Below are 22,512 nucleotides of genomic sequence, written 5' to 3'. Positions count from 1 at the left end.
GGTGAGCAGAACGGTCACAGCGGCAGGCCCTCCCTGAGCGAGCCGATGACGTAGTCTGCCCCGCCAGCGCGCAGTTGCTCCGCGTTGAAGTTGTGACTGGCCACACCCACACAGGCGATCCCGGCGCCGTGGGCACCCTCGACATCGTGAGGGGTGTCGCCGACCACGATGCACTGCTCGGGGCCCAAGGCCTCGCCGTAGACGAGGGCGGCCCGCTGTAGGGCGATCCGCGTAAGCTCACCGCGATCGGTCGAATCGGAGCCGTAGCCGCCGAAGGAGAAGAAGCGGTTGAGCTTGGCGCGGTGCAGTTTGATGTGCGCCGCCGCCTCGAGGTTGCCGGTCACGATGCCGAGCAGGTAGCCCTCGTCGAGCAGTCGTGGGAGCAACTCCTCGACACCGTCGAGGACCCGGTAGTCCTTGGAGTCGGCCACCGTCTGATAGAGGTAGTGGAGCCGTCGCTCGAGCAGCTTGGCGAACTCAGCGCGGCTCGGTTGCCGGTGCAGCACGGCCACGAAGGTCCGTCGGCCCACGTCGGGGTCGGTCATTCCGGTGTCGGTGAACTGGCCGATGTCGGCGGGGATGCCGTAGAGCTCGTCGAAGGCCATCCGCCACGAGGCGGCCCCGGCCCCGCCGCTGATGATCAGCGTCCCGTCGATGTCGAAGAGGATGGCGAGACGGTGCACCGGTTCGGAGGAAGCCACCCTGGCCGGGATGTCGCTCACCTGACCACCTGCAATGCCGGTGCGGCGTCCACGACGGGGTTGTGCCAACCACCACCGGTTGCGACGAGCTTGTCAGCCTGCTTGGGACCCCAGCTGCCCGATTTGTATGGCAGAACACGGTGATGGTGTTTGACGACGGGATCGACAACCGCCCAAGCCGCCTCGACAGCATCCTCGCGGGTGAAGAGCGTGTTGTCACCCGCCATGGCGTCGCCGAGAAGCCGGTCGTACGGCGCCTCGTCGGCAAGCTGGGCGTCCTGCAGGCAGAACTCTTGCTGATCGCCGACGAACTTCTCTCCCTCCCGCTTGACGCGTGCGGCGATGGCGATGGCGGGGCTGGGCTCGAGTCGGAAGCGCAGGTAGTTCGCCCGCTCCACTGATCGCGGCGAGTCGGCAAAGAGCGCCTGCGGCGGCGGCTTCAATTCGACCATGACCTCGGTGGCCGTCCCGGCCAGACGCTTGCCGGCACGGATGTACCAGGGGACGCCCTCCCAGCGCGAGGAGCCGATGAACATCCGCAGTGCGCAGTACGTCTCCACGTCGGAGGCAGTCGCCACCCCCGGTTCCTTGCGGTAGCCGGCGTACTGGCCACGCACCACGTCGTCCGGGGTCAGGGGTTGCATGGCCTGGAAGATCTTGGCCTTCTCGTTGCGTTGCGCGTCGGCGCTCATGTCTGCGGGCGGCTCCATCGCCAGCAGAGCCACCACCTGGAAGAGGTGGTTCTCGATCACGTCGCGCAGGCAACCGGTGGTCTCGTAGAAGGCACCGCGCCCCTCGACGCCGAACTCCTCGGCCATGGTGATCTGCACGCTGGCCACGTGATCGCGGTTCCAGATCGGCTCCAGGAAGGAATTGGCAAAGCGGAAATAGAGCAGGTTCTCGACGGCATCTTTGCCGAGGAAATGGTCGATGCGAAAGATCGATGCCTCTGGAAAGACGGCCTGGGCAGCACGGTTGAGTTTGCGCGCCGAGGCGAGATCGCGTCCGAAGGGTTTCTCGATGATGACCCGGGCGTTGTCGGCGAGCTCGCCAGTGCCGAGCTCCTTGATCACCGTGGCGAAGAGAAGCGGCGGAATGGCCAGGTAGTGCGCCGGGCGAGACGCCTTTCCCAGTGCCTCCTTCAGCGCCGCAAACGTGCCCGAGTCCTTGTAGTCGCCGTCCACGTAGCGGAGCCTGGACAACAGGTCATCAAGAGCGCCCTTGTCGTCGATGCCGCCAGCGCTGTGGACGATACTGTCTTTGGCGCGGTCGCGCAGTTGGTCGAGGCTCCAGCCCGAATGGGCCACTCCGACCACGGGAACGTTGAGCACGCCCCGCTTGGTCATCGCGTACAGCGCCGGAAAGATCTGCTTGCGCGCCAGGTCACCGGTTGCGCCAAAGAAGACCAGCGCGTCGGAGACACCGTTCGATGCCGCCGCGGTGGCCACCTCAGCTGCTCTTCTCGTCGTGGCCGCCGAACTGCTTGCGCATCGCTGAGAGCAAGCGGTCGGCGTAGTCGGCGTCGCCGCGCGACTCGAAGCGCGCGAAGAGCGCCGCGCTGATCACCGGTGCGGGCACTCCCTCATCGACGGCCGCGAGCGCCGTCCAGCGACCCTCCCCGGAGTCAGAGACGCGTCCGCCGAACTCCGTCAGCGCCGAGTCTCCGACCAGCGCCGCGGCGGTGAGGTCGAGCAGCCAGGATGCGATGACACTGCCCCGTCGCCACACCTCGGCGATCTGACCGATGTCGAGCTGGTACTTGTAGGCGTCGGGCTCGCGCAACGGCGTGGTCTCGGCGTCCGCCCCCTGCTCGCGCAGTCCCACATCGGCGTTCTTGAGGATGTTGAGCCCCTCCGCGTAGGCTGCCATCAGCCCGTACTCGATGCCGTTGTGGACCATCTTCACGAAGTGACCGGCGCCATTGGGTCCGCAGTGCAGGTAGCCCTGTTCGGCGCGGCTGGCGCGTCCCTTGCGCCCCGGGGTGCGCAGCGCTGCTCCGACCCCCGGCGCGATGCTGGCGAAGATCGGGTCGAGGTGCTGGACCACTCTGTCCTCGCCGCCGATCATCAAGCAGTAGCCGCGCTCCAGCCCGAAGACACCGCCGCTGGTCCCGCAGTCGACGTAGTGGATGCCGCGCTCCTTGAGGGCCGCGGCCCGGGCGATGTCGTCGCGGTAGTAGCTGTTGCCACCGTCGATGATGATGTCGCCGGCCTCCATCCGCGAGGCCAGTTCGACGACGGTCTGGCCGGCCACGGCGGCGGGCACCATCACCCATGCCGCCCGCGGTTTGGTGAGCTTGGCCACGAAGTCGTCGATCGACGCCGCGCCCTGGGCGTGCTTGCTCGCCACCTTCTTGACGGCGGCGCGGTTGACGTCGAAGACCACGCACTCGTGGCCGTCCTTGGTGAGGCGCTGCACGAGGTTGGCGCCCATCCGTCCCAAGCCGATCATGCCGAGTTGCATCGTCTCTCCTCTCCGCGCTCGCAGCGAAGCGCCACCACGAGCCCGGGTGGTACCAGCACCGTGGCGCCGTTCATCGCCCGGCGGTGGCGGTGAGCTGCGCTGACTTCGAGTTGAGCGACTGCAGGAGGTCGTCCCACGCCTTCTCGAATGCGACTCCGCCGTCGGTCTGCAGCGTGTCGGCCAGGGCCGGTACGTCGACGCCGGCGGCCTCGACCCGGGCGATCACCGAATCGGCGTTCCCTCCATCGGAGGGCAGCATCTCTCCAACGGTGCCATGATCGACGAACGCCTCCAGCGTGGCCGGCGGGATCGTGTTGATGGTGTCCGGGGCCGCCAGCGCCTCGATGTAGTACGTGTCCGGCTTGGCCGGATCCTTGGTGCCGGTGCTGGCGAAGAGCAGCCGCTGGGGACGAGCGCCCTGGGCTGCGAGATCCTGCCAGCGCTGCGACGCGAGCATCTCGCGGTAGCCGCGGTAGGTCTGCTTGGCCACCGCGATGCCAAGCTCATCCTTGAGGTCGTCGGGAAGCTCCGTGATGGTGGCGTGGTCCCAGCGCGAGACGAACAGCGAGGCCACCGAGACGATGTCCAGACCGAGGCCGCCGGCCTGGCGCCGCTCCAGCCCGCGCTGGTAGGCGTCGGCGGCCGCCCGGTACTGTTCTGCCGAGAACAGCAGCGTCACGTTCACGGGTACGCCCTGAAAGGTGAGTTCCTCGATCGCGGGCACGCCCTCGCGGGTTCCGGGGATCTTGATGAAAAGGTTGGGGGTGCCCGCCTGATCGTGCAGCTCCTTGGCCTCGGCCACGCTGCCCGCGGTGTCGTGCACCAGGCGTGGCGAGACCTCCAGTGACACCCAGCCGTCGAGGCCGTCGCTCGCGTCCCACGCTGGCCTGAACAGGGCGGCGGCCTTGACGAGGTCGTCCAGCGCCAGCGCGAAGAACAATGCCTCCCCATCCAGCCCCGCCGCCGCCAGCTGGCGCGCCTGCTCGTCGTAATCCGAGCCGCCCGTGATGGCCTTGTCGAAGATGCTCGGATTGGAGGTCAGACCGGTCACCGCGGCATCGGCGACGTAGCGCGCCAGTTGGCCGCTCGTCAACAGGCCGCGGGTGATGTTGTCGAGCCACAGGCTCTGGCCAACTTCGTGTAGTCGCTGGGCCGGGTTCATGATTCGCTCCTCTGAAATGATGTGTCGTCGGGCATGAGCCCTCGACAGCGCCGGATCAGCGCGTTGGTCGATGGGTCATGGTGCAACTCCGGCTCGCTGTCAGCCTCAAGCTCGGGGATGATGCCCTGGGCGAGCATCTTGCCCAGCTCGACGCCCCACTGGTCGAACGAGTCGATGTTCCAGATCGTTCCCTGGGTGAAGACCTTGTGCTCGTAGAGCGCCACCAGCTGGCCGAGCGTGTAGGGGGTGAGCTTGGTCGCCAGGATGGTGTTGGAGGGGTGGTTCCCTTCGAACACGCGCGCGGCCACCTGCTCCTCCGCCACCCCCTCGCTCACCACCTGCTCGCGCGTTTTGCCAAAGGCGAGCGCCTCCGGCTGGGCCAGGAAGTTGGCGAGCAGCAGGTTCTGGTGTTCACCGATGGCGTGGTTGGGCTGGGCGAAGCCGATGAAGTCGCAGGGGACAAGACGGGTGCCCTGGTGGATGAGCTGGTAGAAAGCGTGCTGGCCATTGGTGCCGGGCTGTCCCCACACGATCGGCCCCGTGGCATACGAGACCGGCTTACCGTCCAGGTCGACCGACTTGCCGTCACTCTCCATGTCGAGCTGTTGCAGGTAGGCGGGGAAACGCTCCAGGTACTGGCTGTAGGGGAGGATGGCCTGGGTCTCGGCGCCGAAGAAGTCGATGTACCAGATACCGATCAGAGCCAGCAGCACGGGGAGGTTGCGCTCGAAGGGCGCAGTGCGAAAGTGCTCGTCGATGGCGTGGAAGCCAGCCAGCATCTCGCCGAAACGCCCGGGTCCGATGGCGATCATCAGCGACAGCCCGATCGCTGAGTCCAGCGAGTAGCGGCCGCCGACCCAGTCCCACATCTCAAAGACGTTGGCAGGGTCGATGCCGAACTTGCGCACCTCCTCGGCGTTACTGGAGACGGCGACGAAATGCTTCTTCACCGCGGCCTCGTCGTCAAGCCGTTCGAGCAGCCAGTCGCGGGCGCTGCGCGCATTGGCGAGCGTCTCCAGGGTGGTGAAAGTCTTGGAGCAGACGATGAACAAGGTCTCGTCGGGCTCGCAGTCGCGCAGCGACTCCCAGAGCTGGGTGGCGTCGACGTTGGAGACGTAGTGGAAGGTCCGCCAGCGGTCGCTGTAGTCCTGCAGCGCTGTGTATGCCATGTGCGGTCCGAGGTCGGAACCGCCGATGCCGATGTTGACGACGTTGCGGATCGGCTTGCCGGTGTGGCCCTTCCACTCATCGGAGCGGATGCGGTCGGCGAAGGCGGCCATCTTGCGCCGCACGCGATGCACCTCAGGCACCACGTCGGTGCCGTCGAGCAGGATGGACTCGCTTTCGGGCGCGCGCAGGGCCACGTGGAGCACGGCGCGCTGCTCGGTGACGTTGATCGTCTCGCCCGCGAACATGGCAGCGATGTGCTGGCGCAGGCCGGCGCGCTCCGCCAGTGCCACCAGTAGCCTGATCGTCTCCTGGGTCAGGCGGTTCTTGGAATAGTCGAGGTAGAGGCCGTCGACCTCGAGGCTGAGCTCGGTGGCCCGCGTCGGGTCACTGGCGAACAGGTCGCGCAGATGCTGCCCACGCACCTCGGCGAAGTGGGCATCCAGCGTCGCCCATTCCGCCGTCTCGGAGATGGTGGTGGCTGCGGCTACGGCGTCCATCGATCTTCCTCCAGCAGCGACCTGACAGGCGGGTGGCCCAAGTTCGACGCGGCGCGCGTCGGGGGCGGCCACTGGGCGTTCACGATCGGGTCGGGCCCCTCATCTTGGCAGGCTCTCAGCCGGTACGTGCCTCCACCTCCCGCAGCCGTTGCAACCGGTTCCGGGGCTCAGCGAGGGCGTGGGGTCGGGACGCGGTTGCGGAGTTCGTCTCCGCTCATGTAGCGCCGCAGGTTGTCGACAAAGAGCTCGACGATCCGCTCGTTCTCGTGAATCGAGAGCGCCGTGGTGTGCGGACTGAGCAGCACGTTGGGCAACTCCCAGAGGGGGCTGTCCTCAGGAAGCGGCTCGACCGCGAAGACGTCCAGCGCGGCGCCGGCGAGGCGACCCTGCTGCAGCGCCTCGATCAGCGCGGTCTCGTCGACCACCCCGCCGCGGCCGGCGTTGACGAAGGTTGCACCCGGCCTGATCGCGGCGATGGCCTGCGCATCCACAATCCCCCGGGTCTCGTCGCTGAGCGGCAGGGCGACCACGACCGCGTCGACGGCGGGCAGCAGGCTGCCCAGCTCGTCCATGGTGTGCACCTCGTCCACAGCCGAGCACCCGCTTGAGCCGGTCCGGTTGACGGCCATGACGCGCATGCCGAGTGCACCGGCCAGGCGGGCCACCTCGCTGCCGATCTTGCCAAGACCGATGATCAGCAGCGTCTGGCCCTTCAACTCGCGCATCGGGTAGTGGTCCCAGTGGCGAGCCTGCTTGTCGGCCAGCAGTCGGGGAAGATTCTTGCTGAAGGCGAGCAGCCCAAGGATGCAGAACTCGGCGAGCGGACCGGTGTGCACGCCGCTGGCGCTGGTGACGGCCACCCGGGCCAACTCCGCGTCGGTCAGGTCGGCGCCGCGCACCTGCTCGCCGGCGCCGGCAGCGGTGGCTTGCAGCCAGCGCAGCTGCGGACTGGCCCGCACCGTGTCCGCCAATCCCTCGGCGCTGTCGCCGGGGATGCCGAACATGACCTCCGCCCGGGCCATCAGCTCGGCCCAGCGGCGGGTTCCCTCCGCATCGCGCCTGAACGTCTCGACGCCACGGTGGTCGCAGGGGTAGCGGGTGGGAGGCAGCAGCTCCGGCACGTAGAGCAGCGTGACCCGCTCGTCGACAGCCACGATGCTATCCACCAGGTCCGCTTCGAGCGGCGTGGCGATCATCACGAGCAAAGGATCAGCGACGGTCGGAGATCTCACCGTGGCTCTCCGATCCCGTGTTCGCCGGGAGCAGGCCGAGCGCGGCGGCCGCGATGTGTGCGGCTGAGATGCCGGCTGCGTCCATCAGCTCGGCCGGAGTGCCCGACGTGGGCAGGCGGCGCACCGCGCAGTGGGCCAGCCGCGGCCGCTGCGCGTCCTGCGCGAGGGCCTCCAGGACCGCGGCCGCCATGCCCCCCTCGGGGTAGTGGTCCTCGGCGACCACGAAGAGTCCGCCGGTCTCCCGACAGGCTTCACGGAGGGTGGCCACGTCCACCGGCTTGACGCTGTAGAGGTCGATCACCCGTGCCGCGATACCGTCGGCGGCGAGTTGCTCGGCCGCCGCCAGGCAGTTGTGCACGGTCACCCCGCCGCCGATCAGGGTGACGCGGTCCTTCTCCGAGCGGCGCAGCACCTTGGACCCGCCCACCACGAACTCCTCATCGGCGCTGTAGAGCACCGGATAGGCGCCCCGGGTGGTGCGCAGGTAGACGATGCCGGGGGTGTCGGCCATCAGCGCGGTGAGCTTGACGGCCGCGGTGGCGTCGGAGGGGTAGAGCACCACTGATCCGTGCACGGCGCGCAGCGCCGCCAGATCCTCCAGGGCCATCTGCGAGGGGCCGTCCTGGCCGATCTCGCAGCCGGCGTGGGAGCCGACCAGGCGGATGTTCACCTCGGAGACGCCGGCCATGCGGATGAAGTCGAAAGCCCGGGAGAAGAAGACGGCGAAGGTGGAGGCGAAGGGGATGTAGCCGCGCACCGCCATGCCCACCGCGGCGCAGACCAGCATCTGCTCGGCAATGAACATCTCGAAGAAGCGCTCCGGATACTGCTTGGCAAACTCGTCGGCGTGGGTCGAGTTGCTCACCTCGCCATCCATCGCCACCACCCCCGCCCGGTTGCCCAGGGCCAGGAGCGCGTCCCCGTAGGCCTTGCGGGTGGCCACCTTCGCGCCTAGCTCGTAGGTGGGCAGGGTCACCGTGCCGGAGACGTTCATCACGGCGGGTTCGCCCGCCTCCGGCTTGCGGGTGGTCACGGTGAGGTCGCGGGGACCACCGAGCTCGGCGATGGCCCGTTCGGCCATGTCCTTCGGCAGCGCCTTGCCGTGCCAGCCGTTGAGGTTCTCGATCTCGCTGAACCCCTTGCCCTTGATGGTGCGGGCGAGGATCACCGTGGGCCGGTCGGTGGAGCGCCGGGCCTGGCCCAGGGCAGCGTCGATGGCGTCGATGTCGTGGCCGTCGATGACGATCGCGTCTGCCCCGAACGCCTCGAATCGACGGCGATACACCTCGAGGTCCCAGCCGAACTCCGTCTCGCCGCGCTGGCCGAGGCGGTTGACGTCGACGATGACGGTCAGGTTGGCCAGCCGATGCCAGGCGGCCTTGTCGATCCCCTCCCAGATCGAGCCTTCGGCGATCTCGGAGTCGCCGCAGAGCGTCCAGACGTGGTAGGGCAGCTTGTCGAGGCACTTGCCGGCCAGGGCCACCCCCACCGCGATCGGCATGCCCTGGCCCAGCGAGCCGGTGGCCACGTCCACCCAAGGCAGCACCGGCGTGGGGTGTCCCTCCAGGCGTGAGCCGAAGGTCCGGTAGGTCAGCAACTCCTCATCAGTGATCACGCCCGCCGCCTTGAACATCGCGTAGCAGAGTGGCGAGGCGTGCCCCTTGGAGTAGATCAGGTGGTCGTTGTTCGGCTGATCCGGCTGGCTCCAGTCGTAGAGCAGGTGGCGGCTCAGCAGGACCGCAATCAGGTCGGCTGCCGACATCGATGAGGTGGGATGGCCGGAGCCTGCCGCCGTGCTGCAGCGGATGCTGTCCACCCGCAGCTGCTGTCCCAGCTCTCGCAGGGCCTCGGTGTCCGTTGTGGCCATCGCACTGCTGGCGAGGGTTGTCATGGTGTCCTCCTTGGGTGTCGCGCTGGATCTGAGCCTCGTGACGGTCGCCCGTGCGGCGCGGAGTCCGTGGTGATGGCCCGGCATCCTGAGTCGTAGGTGCCAATCCCTGACCCGAGCGTTGCGGCCTTTGCTCGATCTTGGCGCCCAGCGCGGGCCACGGGCGTCGAGGCCGGTTCGAGTCACCCCGCACTTGTTGTCACCGCCCCCTGGTGAGGTATTCGATCCCAACCCTTACGTTCTGGCCGCGAGGGAAGCAACCGTGAGCGAGCAGAAGCATGAGCACGACCACGTCGATGCCAGCCAAGGGTGGTGCGGCGACGGACCCACGTCGGCCGAGCATGCCAGTGAAGGCGGAGAGTGCTGCCGGCCGATGGCGACAGACCTCGCCCACCTCCCGGCTGAGGCCCAGCAGAAGGCGAAAGAACGTTTGGGCGAGGCCAGCGGCTAGCTCAGGCAGCGTCAGAGGTGGCCGCGTTGGTCCTGCCCCGGCTCTCCCAGCAACGACGATGCTGCGGAACGCGACCCAGCCGGTAGATAACGGACCGCAACGCTGGCCCATGTCGAGCACACTCACGTAGGTACGATCGTAGGTCAAGAGTTGGCTGAGCAAGGAGGACGAGCGCCATGAGCGAACATCAGCACGGGCACCCCGACACGAGCCAGGGATGGTGCTGCGACGGCAAGACCTACACAGAGGCCACCGCCGGCGGTGGTGAGTGCTGCCAGCCTCGCGGCACCAAACTCGAGGATCTCCCAGCCGAGGCGCAGGAGTTGGCCCGGAAGCACCTGAGCGAGGTCGCTGTCACGGAGTAGACCTGAGACCAGCGGAGCCGTGACGTAGGCCACACCCGTGTTGTCGTCGGCCTGGTGCGAAGTACGCGTCCCCAACCCGGCATAGTCTTTGACTGCAACACCCGGCTCCAGTGCATCGAGGCGGAGCGTGCCTGCGAGGTGACGTCACGCCAGGGCAGATCGGTATCTGTGCCTCGGTGATCTCACGGAGCGGAACACTTGGACAGTGCACAGAGAAATCGTCGAAGGTGACACGAAGGTGCGCAGCAGTGGGTGCAAGCCAAGCACGTGCAGAAGGAAGCGGTGGAGGCATCACCGCGAGCGACTTTCGCCTGCTCGTTGCCAGCGACGGACTCTACGCAACCGCAAGGGCTGGGCATGCCGGTACCGGCAGGCCTGGAGGGAATCGATAGAGAGGGCGTCCGACAGATCGCTCGCTCTCGCGTCGACGCAGGTGGCTGGCGAGGTTTGTAGCGTCATTTGCGTGGCTGTTATCACACGCAGCCCCTTGCGCGAGCGGCTCGTCACTGCCGTCTATGGTCGCCCTCGAGGCGCGTGCCGGCGTGAACGAGCTGCACGCTCCAAGTTCAGCACTGCACCCACCATGGAGAGATGGGACAGCGCCAGCGGGAAGTTGCCCATGGGTTGTCCGGTTCCCGGATCGAACTCCTCGGCGAAGAGCCCGAGGTCGTTAGCGGTACGGCTCACTCGCGCGAAGAGCTCTTCCGCCTCATCGAACCGGCCCATCTGGGCGAGCACGTCGACCAACCAGAAGGAGCAGACCAGAAAGGCGCCCTCGTCCTGCGCGAACTCCGACTCTGTTCCCTTGTGTCTATACACGAGTCCGCCCCGCATGAGCTGCGCCTGCACGACGCGCACAGTCGAGACCACCCGCGGGTCCGACGCGTCCAGCATCCCGGTGAGGGGAACCGTCAGAGCGGACGCGTCGAGGGTGTCGTCGTCGAACCCCTGGGTGAAGGTCCCAAGCCTCTGGTTGAAGCCCCGCGTGAGCACCTCGCGCCGGATGCGGGTCCGGACACGTCGAACGTCCACCCGGCGACCCTCGCCGAGGCGAAGCGATGAATCCATGCGCAGCGCCCGGTCGAGGGCCAGCCAGCACATGGCCTGTGAGTACAAGTAGCGCTTGGGCCGCGAGCGTGACTCCCAGATGCCCGCGTCTGGCTCCTGCCAGTGCTGGAGGACGTGATCGACGATCCGCAAGAGCATTGCCCGCCGCCGTCGCGGCAAGTGCTTGTCGCGCTTCCAGGCTGCGTGGGCAGCCTCCATCACCTCGCCGTAGACGTCGAGTTGCTTCTGACCTGCCGCGGCGTTGCCGACTCGGACTGGCCGGGAACCGCGATACCCGTCAAGCTCCGGGAGTTCATGTTCTGTGACCCGCGGCTCGCCGTCGACCCGATACAGCATCTGAAAATTCAGTGGCGCGCTGGCGCAGCTCGTGTCCAGCCAATCCATGAACTGGTCGACCTCCTGGACGAAGCCCAACTGGTGCAGGGTGTCGACCAGGACCGACATGTCACGCAACCACGTGTAGCGGTAATCCCAGTTGAGTGAGCCGCCTACTGCTTCGGGCAGCGAGGTTGTGGGCGCTGCCACAAACGCGCCCGATGGCTGGTATTGCATGAGTTTGAGCAGTAGCGCCGACCTTCGGACCTGTGGGGCATACCGGCCTCGATACGTGCATTGCTGCAGCCACGCACGCCAGAATCGATCGCTCTCATCCAGCAGGCGCGACGCCAGCTTCCATGGAATCTGCTGTGCACGACCACCGGGCCGGCCGTGATGCAAGGCGATCACCGCCGTCTCTCCGACTGCGAGGCTGCCGGTGAGACTCAGACCTTTCTCTCCCCGAGCCAGTCTGAAGTGAGGCGGATACTCGAGGGTCACCGACTCCCTCCCTGAGCGTGCCGTCACGATCCCTGGCGCGGACTGAGAGATCCTCGTCGCCTTGCGCCCGCAGTCGAAGATGGGGCAGAAGTCGATGCACCAATTGAGCTTGCCGCGCATCGGCTGGACCATTCGAAGAAGTCGTAGTGACTCAGGCGCGGAGGTCGCGTGGCTACCGACAGGCACGGGCATAAAGTCAATGACCTGCGCCTGATCGCGGCCGGCGACCCACGTCGTCTCCAACACGTTGGAATCGGTTCGGTACTGCCGCGAGGGAACGCAGCCCTCCGGCGCGACCCGAAGGTGACCGCCGTGCTCCCAATCCAGAAGGCGGCCAAAAACCCACGCACTGTCGAAACGCGGGAGACACAACCAGTCAATGGAGCCGTCGCGTGACACCAGCGCCGCCGAGTTCATGTCGCCAATGACGCCGTATTCGTCAAGGAACGGGTACGGCTGCGCTGGATTGGGCCGCTTTCGAGCTGTCACCTAGAGACCGTCGACCACCGCGGCAAGGCGGAGGCCGGCCCTCGGTGATCCCTCCACCGCTTCTTCCGTGCTCGCTGGGGTTGCACTCACAGCTGCCCACCTTCCTGTCACCTTCGACGATCCCTTTGCTTACGGGACAGTGTGCCGCCGCGTGAGATCATCGACGCGTAGACACCGGTCTGCACGGTGCCGGTAACGTCGCCCGCGCATGTTCGCTCTGCCGCCTCACGTTCCATCGGCGCGCCTTCTATGGACGAGCTCCATGAACTCGGCCCGCGTGCGTTGATCGGAGAGAAAGACGCCTCGCATACTCGACGTCAGGGTCCGGCTGTTTTGCTTCTGAACTCCGCGCATCATCATGCAGAGGTGCGCCGCCTCGATGATCACGCCGACTCCGAGCGGCGACAGAACATCGTCAAGCGCGTCCGCAATCTGGGTGGTGAGCCGCTCCTGGATCTGAAGTCGTCTCGCAAAGATTTCGACAATTCGGGGGAGTTTGCTGAGACCGATGACACGTCCGTCGGGGATGTACGCAATGTGCGCTCGACCGAAGAAAGGCAGCAGGTGATGCTCGCAGAGGCTGTAGACGTCGATATCGCGAACGATGACCATCTCGGAATAGGTATCGGCGAACGCAGCACCATTGACCACCCCGGCCACATCGTGCTCGTACCCGGCAGTGAGACTTTGCAGAGATCTGACGACGCGCTGGGGGGTGCCTCTCAGGCCTTCGCGTGTGGGGTCCTCACCAAGGAAGCGAAGCAGCCCCTCGACCAAGTGTCCCGCCTCGGCCACCTGCAGTGGCGGACCCGACGGGTCCACGGGCACGCCGCAGCGGGCGTGCTCGCCCGTGCCTGGGTCATCCGGCTGACGCGCGTACGCTGTGCCATCTTCGGGCAGCGCCGGCCGACTCAACGGGGCGCTGCCGCGAACTTCAGCTCAACGTGGCCACCACCCCGCTCCCGGACGTCGAACGTCGGCTGATCAACTGTGGCGGGATCCGGGCAGCCATGGCCGGATTCAATCGAGAACACCGAACCGCGCCACAGGCAGGTCAGTCGGACCCCATCGAGCCGGCCCTCGTCGAAGGGCCCTCCGGCGTGGGAGCAGAGAGCGGCGATGGCATGCAGCATGACAGCACGGCGCACGACCGCGGCGATCCTCCCGGCTGCACTCACCCGGCGCAGTTCGCCGTCGGGAAGTCAGCAGCGACGCCCACGGCGACGTATTGCCCGTACACCGTCCCAACCGCGCCCTGGACGGGAACGGCCACTTTCGCGAGCCAGGTCTGCCGCCAGATGACTCGATCGATCAGGGTCTCGATCACGGTTCGCGGTCTCCTGTCGTCGCGATTCGGGGCTCGTAAAGCTTGCGCCGCCATGCTGCCCCCGGAGTGTTCGTTGTGTCAAGACCCGATAAATGCTAGATTCCTGGAAGTGACCGAAGGCTCGCAGCAGCATCCTCGACAGGTTGAGGCGCTCAATGATCCGCCCCGTTCTGACGAGATCGAGCGGCTGGTCACCGCTCTCCACGATCCAACCAGGCGACGAATCCTGCTTGCGCTGGTCCGCGACTGCACACCGCGTACCGTCGACGAACTCTCCCACCTCGCTGGAGTTCATCGGACGGTCGCCTTCACGCATTTGGAGCGACTCACTGACCTCGGCTACCTGGAGAAGTCACGACGTCGCGGACGGCTGGGCAAGCCCGCGTCGCTGTACTCGGTTCGGGCAGGAGTGCTCTCGATGAGCTACCCGCCGCGCCAGTTCGTCACGTTGACGAGCATCCTGGCCAACTGCATCATCGGCCTCGGGAACCAGGGCTCCACTGTCGCCAAGGAGGCAGCGATGCGCTTCGGCGAGCAACTGGCGGTCCCGGGGGCCAGCTCCGTCGCCGAAGCGCTGCTCCCACTTCGACGGTTCGGAGCCGACTACGGCGTGGATGGTGACCGAATCCTCGCCGGCAACTGCATCTTCCTCGAGGCCTGCGCACAAGCGAGGGAGATGGTCTGCCGCGTACAGGCCGGAATCCTCGAAGGCGCGCTCCGCGGCGCCGGTATCTCCGCTGCAGTTGAGCCCCAGGGACCGCGGCCACTCCATGGCTGCGCCTACGTGCTGACGCACCCGAAGCGCGCGGCCTGATCGGCTATTCGCGGAGTGACGACGCGACGTACGGATGACCGCATCGTGATCGTCGGTGCAGGGCTAGCAGGAGCGAGTGTTGCGGTGACACTGCGTGAGGAGGGCTTTCGCGGTCCTATCGCGCTGCTCGGCGACGAGGCGACGCCGCCGTTCGGTCGACCCCCGTTGTCGAAGACATACCTGCAGGGCAGGGAAGGCCTCGGCAGCTGGTATGTGAAGCCGCCGGACTGGTACGACCGTCGCGAGGTCGAGTTCCGTCCGGACGCCGCTGTGGCGCAATTGGACACAGCTGCCAAGCAGATACGCCTCGGCAGCGACGAAATCATCCGCTATGACCGCGCGGTGCTGTGCACCGGTGGACGTCCCCGAAGACCAGCGATCCCCGGCACCGACCTTCCCGGAGTTCACCTGCTGCGGACCGTGGCCGACTGCGACGCGATCAAGAGCGCCGCCCGGCCGGGGACGCGAGCGGTCGTCGTCGGCATGGGATTCATCGGATCCGAGGTTGCGGCGTCGCTGCGCCAGTTGGACGTTGCTGTCACGGCCATCGTCAGTGGAGCGACACCGCTCGACACTGTACTGGGCACCGAGGTCGGCGCCACGATGGCCCGCATCCATCGCGAACACAGCGTGCAACTGATACCGCGAGATCGGGCGGTCCGATTCGAGGGTTCAGCCAGTGTCGAACGCGTGGTCACCAAGGCTGGCGCACGGATCGAGTGCGACTTCGCGGTGGTGGGGGTCGGCATCGAGCCCAATCTGTCAGCGATGGCGGACACTGCGATCGCTCTCGACAACGGTGTCCTCGTGGACGCTCAGTGTCGCACCACCGTCGATGGAACATACGCCGCCGGCGACGTTGCCAACCATCTTCATCCCCTCTTCGGCCGCGTCCGGGTCGAGCACTACAACAACGCTGAGAAGATGGGCGCCGCTGCCGCGCGCTCGATCCTTGGGGACGACGCGCCATACGGTTACGTCCACACGTTCTGGTCCGATCAGTACGAGCACAAGCTCGAGTACGTGGGACACGCTGCGAGCTGGGACCGATTCGTGGTCCGCGGCAACGTCCAAGGTCAGAAGTTTGTCGGCTTCTACGTACGCGAGGGAATCCTCCGAGCGGCGGTGGGGTTGAACCGGGGCGGTGATCCGGAGCTCGACAAGCAGGGTGAACTCCATGCCTGTCAGGAACTGATCGCGCGACAGGCTGCCGTACCCATCGACGTGCTACGCGACGAGCGGATCGATCTGCGCGAACTCTGACGACCAGCTAGCCGCGGATGTTCTGCGTACGGTGGGCGATCATCAAGGCCGGCAGCGCACCAGCGACAGACGCGCGGTACACCGTCGATCGGCACCCCGAGCGTATTGGGGACGACGCTGCTGGGGCACAGTCGGAAGTGGCCGTGCGCAGGTTCGGAAGCCGTTCCACTGCTCCGGCAATACTCGGTCAAGCGGGTCATTGAATCCACGGCCGTCGTTGCCGATCACGAGGTCCGCTGGATTGGATCGGGGTGCCGTTGCTGCGCGGGTCGCACCGTTTGCGTCCCGGCGTTGCCGGCGTGACGCGGCCGCGTGGAGACCGTAAGGAGCAGAGGGGAAGGACAAGACGCAGCGCGAGACGCCGGCAGCGGCGAGGACCCAAGCGGCGGCACGCGAGAAGCGACCCACCCGTTGCGCACTCGGGCTGACCACCCACTGGGAAACGGGACGGGAGCAACACACAGGGCGAGGACGGACATCTTCCGTCGTACCTGGTGACGTTTGGCTCCGTTCATGTCGCTCGGCAAAGTCACGGTGCCGGGACCACACGGCCCGTTCGTCATGGTCCCATCCGGCGCGAGGTCCACCCCGCCACCCCCGTGCCCCCGAACAGGAAGCCCGAGTACATCACCAGGCCGCCGACAGGGATCAGCCAGAACGAGAGCGCGTTGACGCGCGGGAACGCCGCATGGTGAAGATCTGGTTGTACCGCGCCGGCGTGAGGAACTTGTTCTGCGGCTCGGCCAGCTGGATGCGCATCAGCAGCGCCAGCACCCCACCGACCAAGAAGAAGAAGGTGGTGGAGAGCTACATGATCGCGATCTTCTTGGTCGACCGTGGTGATCCAGCCGAGCACGCCACGTCTCTTGTCCCGCCGCGCCGCAAAGCGGGCGCGCGGTATCGGGGAGCTAATCGCTGCGATCAGTGTTCCCCACACAAGTTACCCATCGGAACGGTATCGCACCCGTCCTGACGAACGTCCGCAGTTCGGACATCGCGATCACACGTCACAGCGATCACATCTCAGGGACCCGCCCGAGTCGCGCGGGGGGGCCGCGCTGGTGTCCCTTGTGGCGTTTATGAGTCCCCTCACGCCGCACCCTCAGTGACGACACGTCGGCAGACCAAAAGACCTGCGCCCTAGAGTAGGCAGTGCAGTCCGGATGGCGACGGCGTCATGGCTTGGATCATGGCGGGCAGTCGGGACGGGGAGGTGGCAGCCGGTGGCTGACGAGGCGGATCCGAGATCCTTCGACCTCGTCATTGTCGGGGGCGGCTCGGGCGGGTACGTCGCAGCGATTCGCGCGGCCCAGCTCGGTCTGCACACCGTGCTCGTCGAGAAGGAGCGACCAGGAGGCGTGTGCCTGAACTGGGGCTGCATCCCGACCAAGGCGATGCTTCGCTCCGCCGAGGTGTTCGAGTCGATGCAGCGCAGCGCCGACTACGGGGTGCTCGCCGACAACGTGCGCCTCGACTACGCCGCCGTCCTGCAGCGCAAGGACCGCATTGTCCGCACCCTGATCGAGGGCGTCGCGGCCCTGCTCCGGCGCAATAGTGTGACCGTGATATCCGGGCATGCCCGCTTCGTCGACGCGACCACCGTGGAGGTGGTCGACGTCGGTGACTCACCCCTCGGACCTGGTGGCCCGCTCTACAACGCGCCCCCGGCGCCCGGCGGGGAGCCCCTGGCCACCGTGACCGGCCGTGACCTCATCATCGCCACCGGATCGACACCAGCGAGCCTCGCCATCCCAGGCAGCGGGCTTGCCGGTGTCGTCTCGTCGGACGGTGCCTTCCGCCTCGAGAGTGCCCCGCGGCGGGCGGTCATCATCGGCGGCAGCGCCGTCGGCGCGGAATTTGCCAGTCTGTTCAGCGCGTTTGGCGCCGAGGTGACCGTGGTCGAGCTCCTCGAGACCCTGGTCCCCGCTGAGGACAGCGATATCGGGGCCGTGCTGGCGCGCTCCTTCCGGCAACGTGGCATCACCGTGCTCACGTCGAGCACAGTGACACGCATCGAGAGCGTCAACGGCACTGGGAAGGCGCCGCTTCGCGCGGTCATCACCGGCCGCGGTGGCGAACCGTCCACCGCCGTCGATGCCGATGTCGTCCTGATTGCCGTGGGTCGGAGACCCAATCTCGCCGGCCTCGACCTCGAGCGGGTGGGGGTGGTCACGGACCAGCGCGGCTTCATCTCCGTCGACGAGCAGATGCGCACCAGCGTGGCGCACGTTTACGCCGTCGGCGACGTCACTGGCCATGCGCTCCTGGCCCACGTCGCCTCCCACCAGGGGCTGGTGGCCGCCGCCGTCATCGCCGGCGACCGCACGGCTCGCATGGACTACAAGGCGGTGCCCGCGGCGACCTTCACCCACCCCGAGATCGCCAGCGTGGGTCTCACCGAGCGCGCCGCTCGCAGCGCGGGACACGACGTCGTCGCTGCGCGCTTCCCCTTCGCGGCGTTGGGCCGCGCGCAGACCTTCGGTGCCAGCGAGGGGATGGTGAAGATCGTCGCCGACCGGCGCTACGGGGAGCTGCTCGGCGTTCACATCATCGGTCCGAATGCCAGCGACCTCATCGCCGAGGGCGTGCTCGCCCTGAACCTCGAGGCGACGCTCACTGACCTCGCCGACAGCATCCACGCCCATCCCACCCTCGCTGAGGGGACGATGGAGGCGAGCATGGTCGCGCTGGGGCTCCCGCTGCACATGGCGCGGCCAGCTACAGCGTCAGCGCCCCCGGCATGACGATACTGGGCTACATACAGGCGGAATGTACGATGACGGCTGTGTTGCCGCGGGACCGGGAGCGATGAGGGCGGGAGAGGTCATGTCAGCGCCCGTCGTCCAGGCTGAGGTCGACACCCCGGTGATCGATGTGGCCGCATTGCTGACCGAGCACCGCATCAGCGCCATTCCCGTCGTGGACGGCACCGGCCACGTGGTGGGGTTGGTCAGCGAGTACGACCTCCTTGCCCGCGCCGGCCCGACCGCTGCCGACATCATGTCCCCCGACGTGGTCTCAGTCACCGTGGACACTGACATCGAGTCCGTGCGCCATCTGCTTATCGAGCGACGCATCAAGCGCGTGCCTGTGATGGATGGGGGACGCCTGGTCGGCATCGTCAGCCGCGGCGACCTCATCGGATTGATGGTGTTGGAGTGGGCGTGTGCGGTGTGCGGAGAGGCGGTGCGTGGCGATCGCCCTCCGCAACGATGCCCGAAGTGCGGCACGTCGGAGGGGCGCTTCACGCAGCAGACGCCGCCGCCAGGTGGCTGACGTGGCGACACGTGGCAAGGGTTCGAGAGGGGCGGCTGCGGTGACTGGCAGCCGCAGATCCCGCGCTCTCGCATCCAACGGCGCGGACCCGGAAACGCTGCGCGGCTACTACCGGATGATGGTGCTGATCCGCCGCTTCGAAGAGCGCGCGGCGGAGATGTACACGCGAGCGCGGATCGGCGGCTATTGCCACCTCAACCTCGGTGAGGAAGCCACGGTGGTCGGCCTCTCGGCCGCCCTGGACCCGAGCGACTACCTGTTCACAAGCTACCGCGACCACGGCTTCGCACTGGCCCGTGGCATGGAGCCCGGTCGGGTGATGGCGGAGCTCTTCGGCAAGCAGACCGGTGTGTCGCGTGGTCGGGGCGGCTCGATGCACCTCTTCGACATTCCGGTGCGAATGCTCGGCGGCTACGGCATCGTGGGGGGCCAGCTCCCGCTCGCCACCGGCGCCGCGCTGGCCATCTCCTACCGCGGTGGTGGCGAGGTGGTCATGTGCCAGCTGGGCGACGGGGCGACCAACATCGGAGCCTTCCACGAATCGCTCAACCTGGCCCAGCTGTGGCACCTGCCCATCGTCTACGCGATCGTCAACAACGGGCTCGGGATGGGCACCAGCGTCGAGCGGGCCAGCGCCGAGCCGGAGCTGTACCGCCGCGCCTGCGCCTACCGGATGCATGCAGAGCGCGTCGACGGCAATGACGTCGTGGCGGTGCGTGCGGCGGCGCGAGCCGCGATTGAGCAGGCGCGCGAACAGCAGCAGCCCGCCCTGCTCGAAGCAGTCTGCCAGCGTCTCCGCGGCCACTCGGTCGTGGACCCGGCCCGCTACCGCTCCAAGGCCGAGGCGGAGCGCAGCCAGCGCGATGATCCGGTGCCTGCTCTCCGCGTCCGGCTCATCGCCGATGGTGTGCTCGATGCCGCCGCCGCGGCGAGCATCGATGCTGACGTGGACGCACAGGTCGATGCCGCCGTGGCGTTCGCCGAGGAGAGCGCCGACCCGATGCCCGCCGAGCTCTTCGCGCACAGCTACGCGACGCGGGTCGCCAACCAGCCGGGCGCTTTCCCCGGTGATCCGGTGGTCGGCGGGTGATTGCTCCCCACAGCCGGCCGCTTCTCCAGTCGGAGGACCGCCCGTGCCCGTGATGACCTACCGCCAGGCGCTGCACGATACGCTGCGCGAGGAACTCCTCCGCGACGATGACGTTTTCCTCATGGGAGAGGAGATCGGGGTTTTCGAGGGCTCCTACAAGATCACTGCCGGTCTGCTCCAGGAGTTCGGCGCCAAACGGGTGCGCGACACACCAATCTGCGAGGAGGGGTTCGTGGGGGCCGCCATCGGCGCCGCCATGCTGGGCCTACGCCCGGTGGTCGAGGTCATGACCCTCAACTTCACGATCCTGGCCCTCGACCAGATCGTCAACCACGCCGCCAAGATCCACAGCATGTTCGGTGGCCAGGTCTCCGTGCCGATGGTGCTGCGCACACCGGGAGGAGGCGGCCAGCAGCTGGCGGCCACACACTCGCAGAACCTGGAGGTGTGGTTTGCACATGTGCCTGGCCTCAAGGTGGTGGCACCGAGCACCCCAGCGGACGCAAGAGGCCTGCTGCGCACGGCCATCCGCGACGACGACCCGGTGATCTTCATCGAGAACCTCGCGCTGTACAACTCCAAGGGGGAGGTGCCGGAGGGCGACGCCAGCGTGGAGATCGGGCGCGCCAACGTTGTCAAGCACGGCGACGACATCACCATCGTGTCCTATTCCCGCGCCGCGACCGTGGCTCTCGAAGTGGCCAGCCATCTCGAGGACGAGGGGATCAGCGCCGAGGTTGTCGACCTGCGCAGCCTGCGACCGCTCGATCGAGCCACCGTCGTCGGCTCGGTCGCTCGTACCGGGCGGGCGGTGATCTTCGAAGAGGACTGGCTGTCCTACGGCATCGGCGCCGAGCTGGCCGCCACCATCCAGGAAGGAGCCTTCGACCATCTCGATGCGCCGGTCCGCCGCGTCGCCGCTGCCGAGGTCCCCCTCCCCTATTCCAAGCCGCTCGAGCTCGCCGCGCTCCCCAACGCGGAGCAGCTGGTCCGCGTCGTCCACGAGACGCTGGCAGCGAGCGGCCTTGACCGCTGGACGCGTGCCTGATGGCCGACATCACCATGCCCCGGCTCAGCGACACCATGGAAGAGGGCACCATCGCCCGCTGGCTGAAGCGGGTGGGCGACAGCATCGCGCGCGGCGAGGTGATCGCGCAGATCGACACCGACAAGGCCACGATGGACCTCGAGGCATACGAGTCGGGGGTGCTGGAGGCGATCACCCTCGGAGACGGTGAGTCGGCCCCGATCGGCCAGGTGATCGGCCGGATCGGGACGGGCACCGCTCCGATTGCCCCAGCGGACACTGGAGCGTCAGCGGACGCTTCGCGAACGTCCGCGCCAAGCACGGTGCTCGAGCCCGAGCCCCGTGTCGTTCCACCATCGCCCGCCCCCGGGAGCGACCAGCCGACGCCCGCGGCGAGGTCGAGCGGAGACGGCGGTGGACAACTCAAGGCCTCCCCGGTGGCGCGCGCCATGGCCCGCGAGCACGGGATCGATCTGGAAGGTCTGCGCGGCAGCGGACCCAGTGGCCGTGTTGTCAAGGTCGATGTCGAGAGGCTCGCACGGGATCAGGCCGCGGTGCCCGCGGCAGGGCGTACCGCGCCAGTTGCCGCCGTTCCTGCTTCCGACGACGAGGAGGTTCCCCTCTCCAACATCCGCCGGGTGGGGGCGCGCCGCATGGTGGAGAGCATGCAGAGCACGCCCCACTTCTACCTGACCCGCAGCGTGGACGCCGAGGCACTCACCGCCTTCCGAGCCGATCTCAACAACCGGCTCGCCGCCGCCGGAGAGCGCGTCAAGGTAAGCGTGACCGATCTTTTGGTGAAGGCCTGCGCGACGGCACTGCGCGCGGTCCCCGACCTCAACGTCTCCTGGGCTGACGACCGGCTGCTCCGCCATCAGCACATCAACATCGGGATCGCCGTGGCCACCGACTCCGGCTTGGTGGTCCCGGTGGTCCGCGACGCCGATCAGAAGAGCCTGCGCCGTATCTCGCTCGAAGCCAAGGCGCTCATCGCCACGGCGCGTGCGGGTGGGCTCGTGCCGAGCCAGTTCAGCGGCGGCACCTTCACCATCAGCAATCTGGGCATGTACGGCGTCGAGCAGTTCACCGCCGTGATCAACCCACCCGAGGCGGCCCTCCTCACCGTCGGAGCCACCACTCCGCGCGTGGTGGCCCACGAGGGTGTCGCGGCGATCCGCCAGACATTCAGCATCACCCTGGCCATCGACCATCGTGCCCTCGATGGTGCGGCGGGCGCCGTCTTCCTGCAGTGGCTCGTCCCCCTGCTCGAGGACCCTCTGCGCATCGTCGTCTAGCGAGATGGGTCCCCTTGAGCGGCGACGAATGCGTGCTGAGTTGACCAACGGGCCAGCTTCCGGGGCCCCGGGCCGCGGGCAGCCGCTCATCGACTGGGTCGACGAGGCGTCCAAAGAG

The 22,512-nt window shown here is 67.3% G+C and carries 21 protein-coding genes; 9 read left to right on the top strand and 12 right to left on the bottom strand.

All coding sequences use genetic code 11. The annotated features are described in order from the left end of the window. Window positions 1–14: 14 nt before the first annotated feature. From JF886_RS01765 to JF886_RS01735, 7 genes are all read right to left on the bottom strand, one after another. Window positions 15–722 (bottom strand): HAD family hydrolase, encoded by a 708-nt coding sequence (locus JF886_RS01765; RefSeq protein ID WP_337308992.1) that lies wholly within the window; start codon window positions 720–722, stop codon window positions 15–17. Further along, window positions 719–2,149, bottom strand: a complete 1,431-nt coding sequence (gene zwf / locus JF886_RS01760) for a glucose-6-phosphate dehydrogenase (protein WP_337308990.1) — start codon at window positions 2,147–2,149, stop codon at window positions 719–721. Before zwf ends, JF886_RS01765 begins: the two co-directional genes overlap by 4 nt. A 1-nt stretch (window position 2,150) precedes the next feature. Further along, window positions 2,151–3,164 carry a phosphogluconate dehydrogenase (NAD(+)-dependent, decarboxylating) gene (gene gnd / locus JF886_RS01755; RefSeq protein WP_337308988.1) on the bottom strand — a complete coding sequence of 338 codons (1,014 nt, stop codon included), beginning with the start codon at window positions 3,162–3,164 and terminating at the stop codon, window positions 2,151–2,153. Window positions 3,165–3,234: 70 nt separating this feature from the next. After that, window positions 3,235–4,326, bottom strand: a complete 1,092-nt coding sequence (gene tal / locus JF886_RS01750; RefSeq protein ID WP_337308986.1) for a transaldolase — start codon at window positions 4,324–4,326, stop codon at window positions 3,235–3,237. Next, the gene (gene pgi / locus JF886_RS01745) at window positions 4,323–5,993 is read right to left on the bottom strand and encodes a glucose-6-phosphate isomerase (RefSeq protein WP_337308984.1); all 1,671 of its coding nucleotides are present in this window, start codon (window positions 5,991–5,993) and stop codon (window positions 4,323–4,325) included. The genes tal and pgi overlap by 4 nt, the downstream gene beginning before the upstream one ends. 167 nt (window positions 5,994–6,160) lie before the next feature. Then, window positions 6,161–7,225 (bottom strand): D-2-hydroxyacid dehydrogenase, encoded by a 1,065-nt coding sequence (locus JF886_RS01740; RefSeq protein ID WP_337308982.1) that lies wholly within the window; start codon window positions 7,223–7,225, stop codon window positions 6,161–6,163. Next, window positions 7,203–9,116 carry a transketolase gene (locus tag JF886_RS01735; protein WP_337308980.1) on the bottom strand — a complete coding sequence of 638 codons (1,914 nt, stop codon included), beginning with the start codon at window positions 9,114–9,116 and terminating at the stop codon, window positions 7,203–7,205. The genes JF886_RS01740 and JF886_RS01735 overlap by 23 nt, the downstream gene beginning before the upstream one ends. A gap of 259 nt (window positions 9,117–9,375) precedes the next feature. On the opposite strand from JF886_RS01735, the gene JF886_RS01730 reads away from it, so the two are divergent. Together JF886_RS01730 and JF886_RS01725 are read left to right on the top strand one after the other, a co-directional pair. Continuing rightward, entirely contained in the window at window positions 9,376–9,564 is a 189-nt protein-coding gene (locus JF886_RS01730) for a hypothetical protein (protein ID WP_337308978.1), read from the top strand. 176 nt (window positions 9,565–9,740) lie between these two features. Beyond that, window positions 9,741–9,929 (top strand): hypothetical protein, encoded by a 189-nt coding sequence (locus JF886_RS01725; RefSeq protein WP_337308975.1) that lies wholly within the window; start codon window positions 9,741–9,743, stop codon window positions 9,927–9,929. 513 nt (window positions 9,930–10,442) lie between these two features. Here JF886_RS01725 and JF886_RS01720 read toward each other — a convergent pair. From JF886_RS01720 to JF886_RS01710, 4 genes are all read right to left on the bottom strand, one after another. Further along, window positions 10,443–12,302: a glycoside hydrolase family 15 protein gene (locus JF886_RS01720; RefSeq protein WP_350340561.1), complete on the bottom strand. Its 1,860-nt coding sequence runs from the start codon at window positions 12,300–12,302 to the stop codon at window positions 10,443–10,445. 225 nt (window positions 12,303–12,527) lie between these two features. Then, window positions 12,528–13,124 carry a GTP cyclohydrolase I FolE gene (gene folE / locus JF886_RS01715; RefSeq protein WP_502711380.1) on the bottom strand — a complete coding sequence of 199 codons (597 nt, stop codon included), beginning with the start codon at window positions 13,122–13,124 and terminating at the stop codon, window positions 12,528–12,530. 89 nt (window positions 13,125–13,213) lie between these two features. Beyond that, the gene (locus JF886_RS16725; RefSeq protein ID WP_350340562.1) at window positions 13,214–13,450 is read right to left on the bottom strand and encodes a Rieske (2Fe-2S) protein; all 237 of its coding nucleotides are present in this window, start codon (window positions 13,448–13,450) and stop codon (window positions 13,214–13,216) included. A 26-nt stretch (window positions 13,451–13,476) separates the two neighbouring features. Continuing rightward, entirely contained in the window at window positions 13,477–13,629 is a 153-nt protein-coding gene (locus tag JF886_RS01710; RefSeq protein WP_337308970.1) for a hypothetical protein, read from the bottom strand. Window positions 13,630–13,738: 109 nt separating this feature from the next. On the opposite strand from JF886_RS01710, the gene JF886_RS01705 reads away from it, so the two are divergent. Both JF886_RS01705 and JF886_RS01700 read left to right on the top strand, forming a co-directional pair. Continuing rightward, complete coding sequence (locus JF886_RS01705; protein ID WP_337308969.1) at window positions 13,739–14,443, top strand: ArsR family transcriptional regulator; 705 nt, start codon at window positions 13,739–13,741, stop codon at window positions 14,441–14,443. A gap of 15 nt (window positions 14,444–14,458) precedes the next feature. Beyond that, window positions 14,459–15,706, top strand: a complete 1,248-nt coding sequence (locus JF886_RS01700) for an NAD(P)/FAD-dependent oxidoreductase (RefSeq protein WP_337308967.1) — start codon at window positions 14,459–14,461, stop codon at window positions 15,704–15,706. A 648-nt stretch (window positions 15,707–16,354) separates the two neighbouring features. On the opposite strand, the gene JF886_RS01695 is transcribed toward JF886_RS01700, so the two are convergent. Further along, window positions 16,355–16,480, bottom strand: coding sequence for a hypothetical protein (locus JF886_RS01695; protein WP_337308965.1), 126 nt, complete (start codon window positions 16,478–16,480; stop codon window positions 16,355–16,357). Window positions 16,481–16,929: 449 nt separating this feature from the next. On the opposite strand from JF886_RS01695, the gene lpdA reads away from it, so the two are divergent. The 5 genes from lpdA to JF886_RS01670 all read left to right on the top strand — a co-directional run bounded on the left by lpdA (window position 16,930) and on the right by JF886_RS01670 (window position 22,394). Beyond that, window positions 16,930–18,450: a dihydrolipoyl dehydrogenase gene (gene lpdA / locus JF886_RS01690; protein ID WP_337308963.1), complete on the top strand. Its 1,521-nt coding sequence runs from the start codon at window positions 16,930–16,932 to the stop codon at window positions 18,448–18,450. A gap of 82 nt (window positions 18,451–18,532) precedes the next feature. Next, window positions 18,533–18,982 (top strand): CBS domain-containing protein, encoded by a 450-nt coding sequence (locus JF886_RS01685; RefSeq protein ID WP_337308961.1) that lies wholly within the window; start codon window positions 18,533–18,535, stop codon window positions 18,980–18,982. A 40-nt stretch (window positions 18,983–19,022) separates the two neighbouring features. Next, window positions 19,023–20,072: a pyruvate dehydrogenase (acetyl-transferring) E1 component subunit alpha gene (pdhA, locus tag JF886_RS01680; protein ID WP_337308959.1), complete on the top strand. Its 1,050-nt coding sequence runs from the start codon at window positions 19,023–19,025 to the stop codon at window positions 20,070–20,072. A 43-nt stretch (window positions 20,073–20,115) separates the two neighbouring features. Then, the gene (locus tag JF886_RS01675) at window positions 20,116–21,120 is read left to right on the top strand and encodes an alpha-ketoacid dehydrogenase subunit beta (protein WP_337308957.1); all 1,005 of its coding nucleotides are present in this window, start codon (window positions 20,116–20,118) and stop codon (window positions 21,118–21,120) included. Continuing rightward, window positions 21,120–22,394 carry a dihydrolipoamide acetyltransferase family protein gene (locus JF886_RS01670; protein WP_337308955.1) on the top strand — a complete coding sequence of 425 codons (1,275 nt, stop codon included), beginning with the start codon at window positions 21,120–21,122 and terminating at the stop codon, window positions 22,392–22,394. The genes JF886_RS01675 and JF886_RS01670 overlap by 1 nt, the downstream gene beginning before the upstream one ends. Window positions 22,395–22,512 lie beyond the last annotated feature (118 nt).

The sequence above is a fragment of the Candidatus Aeolococcus gillhamiae genome (assembly GCF_016464765.1).
GTDB classification, from domain to species: domain Bacteria; phylum Chloroflexota; class Dormibacteria; order Aeolococcales; family Aeolococcaceae; genus Aeolococcus; species Aeolococcus gillhamiae.
This window is presented reverse-complemented; position numbering and strand designations above follow the sequence as displayed.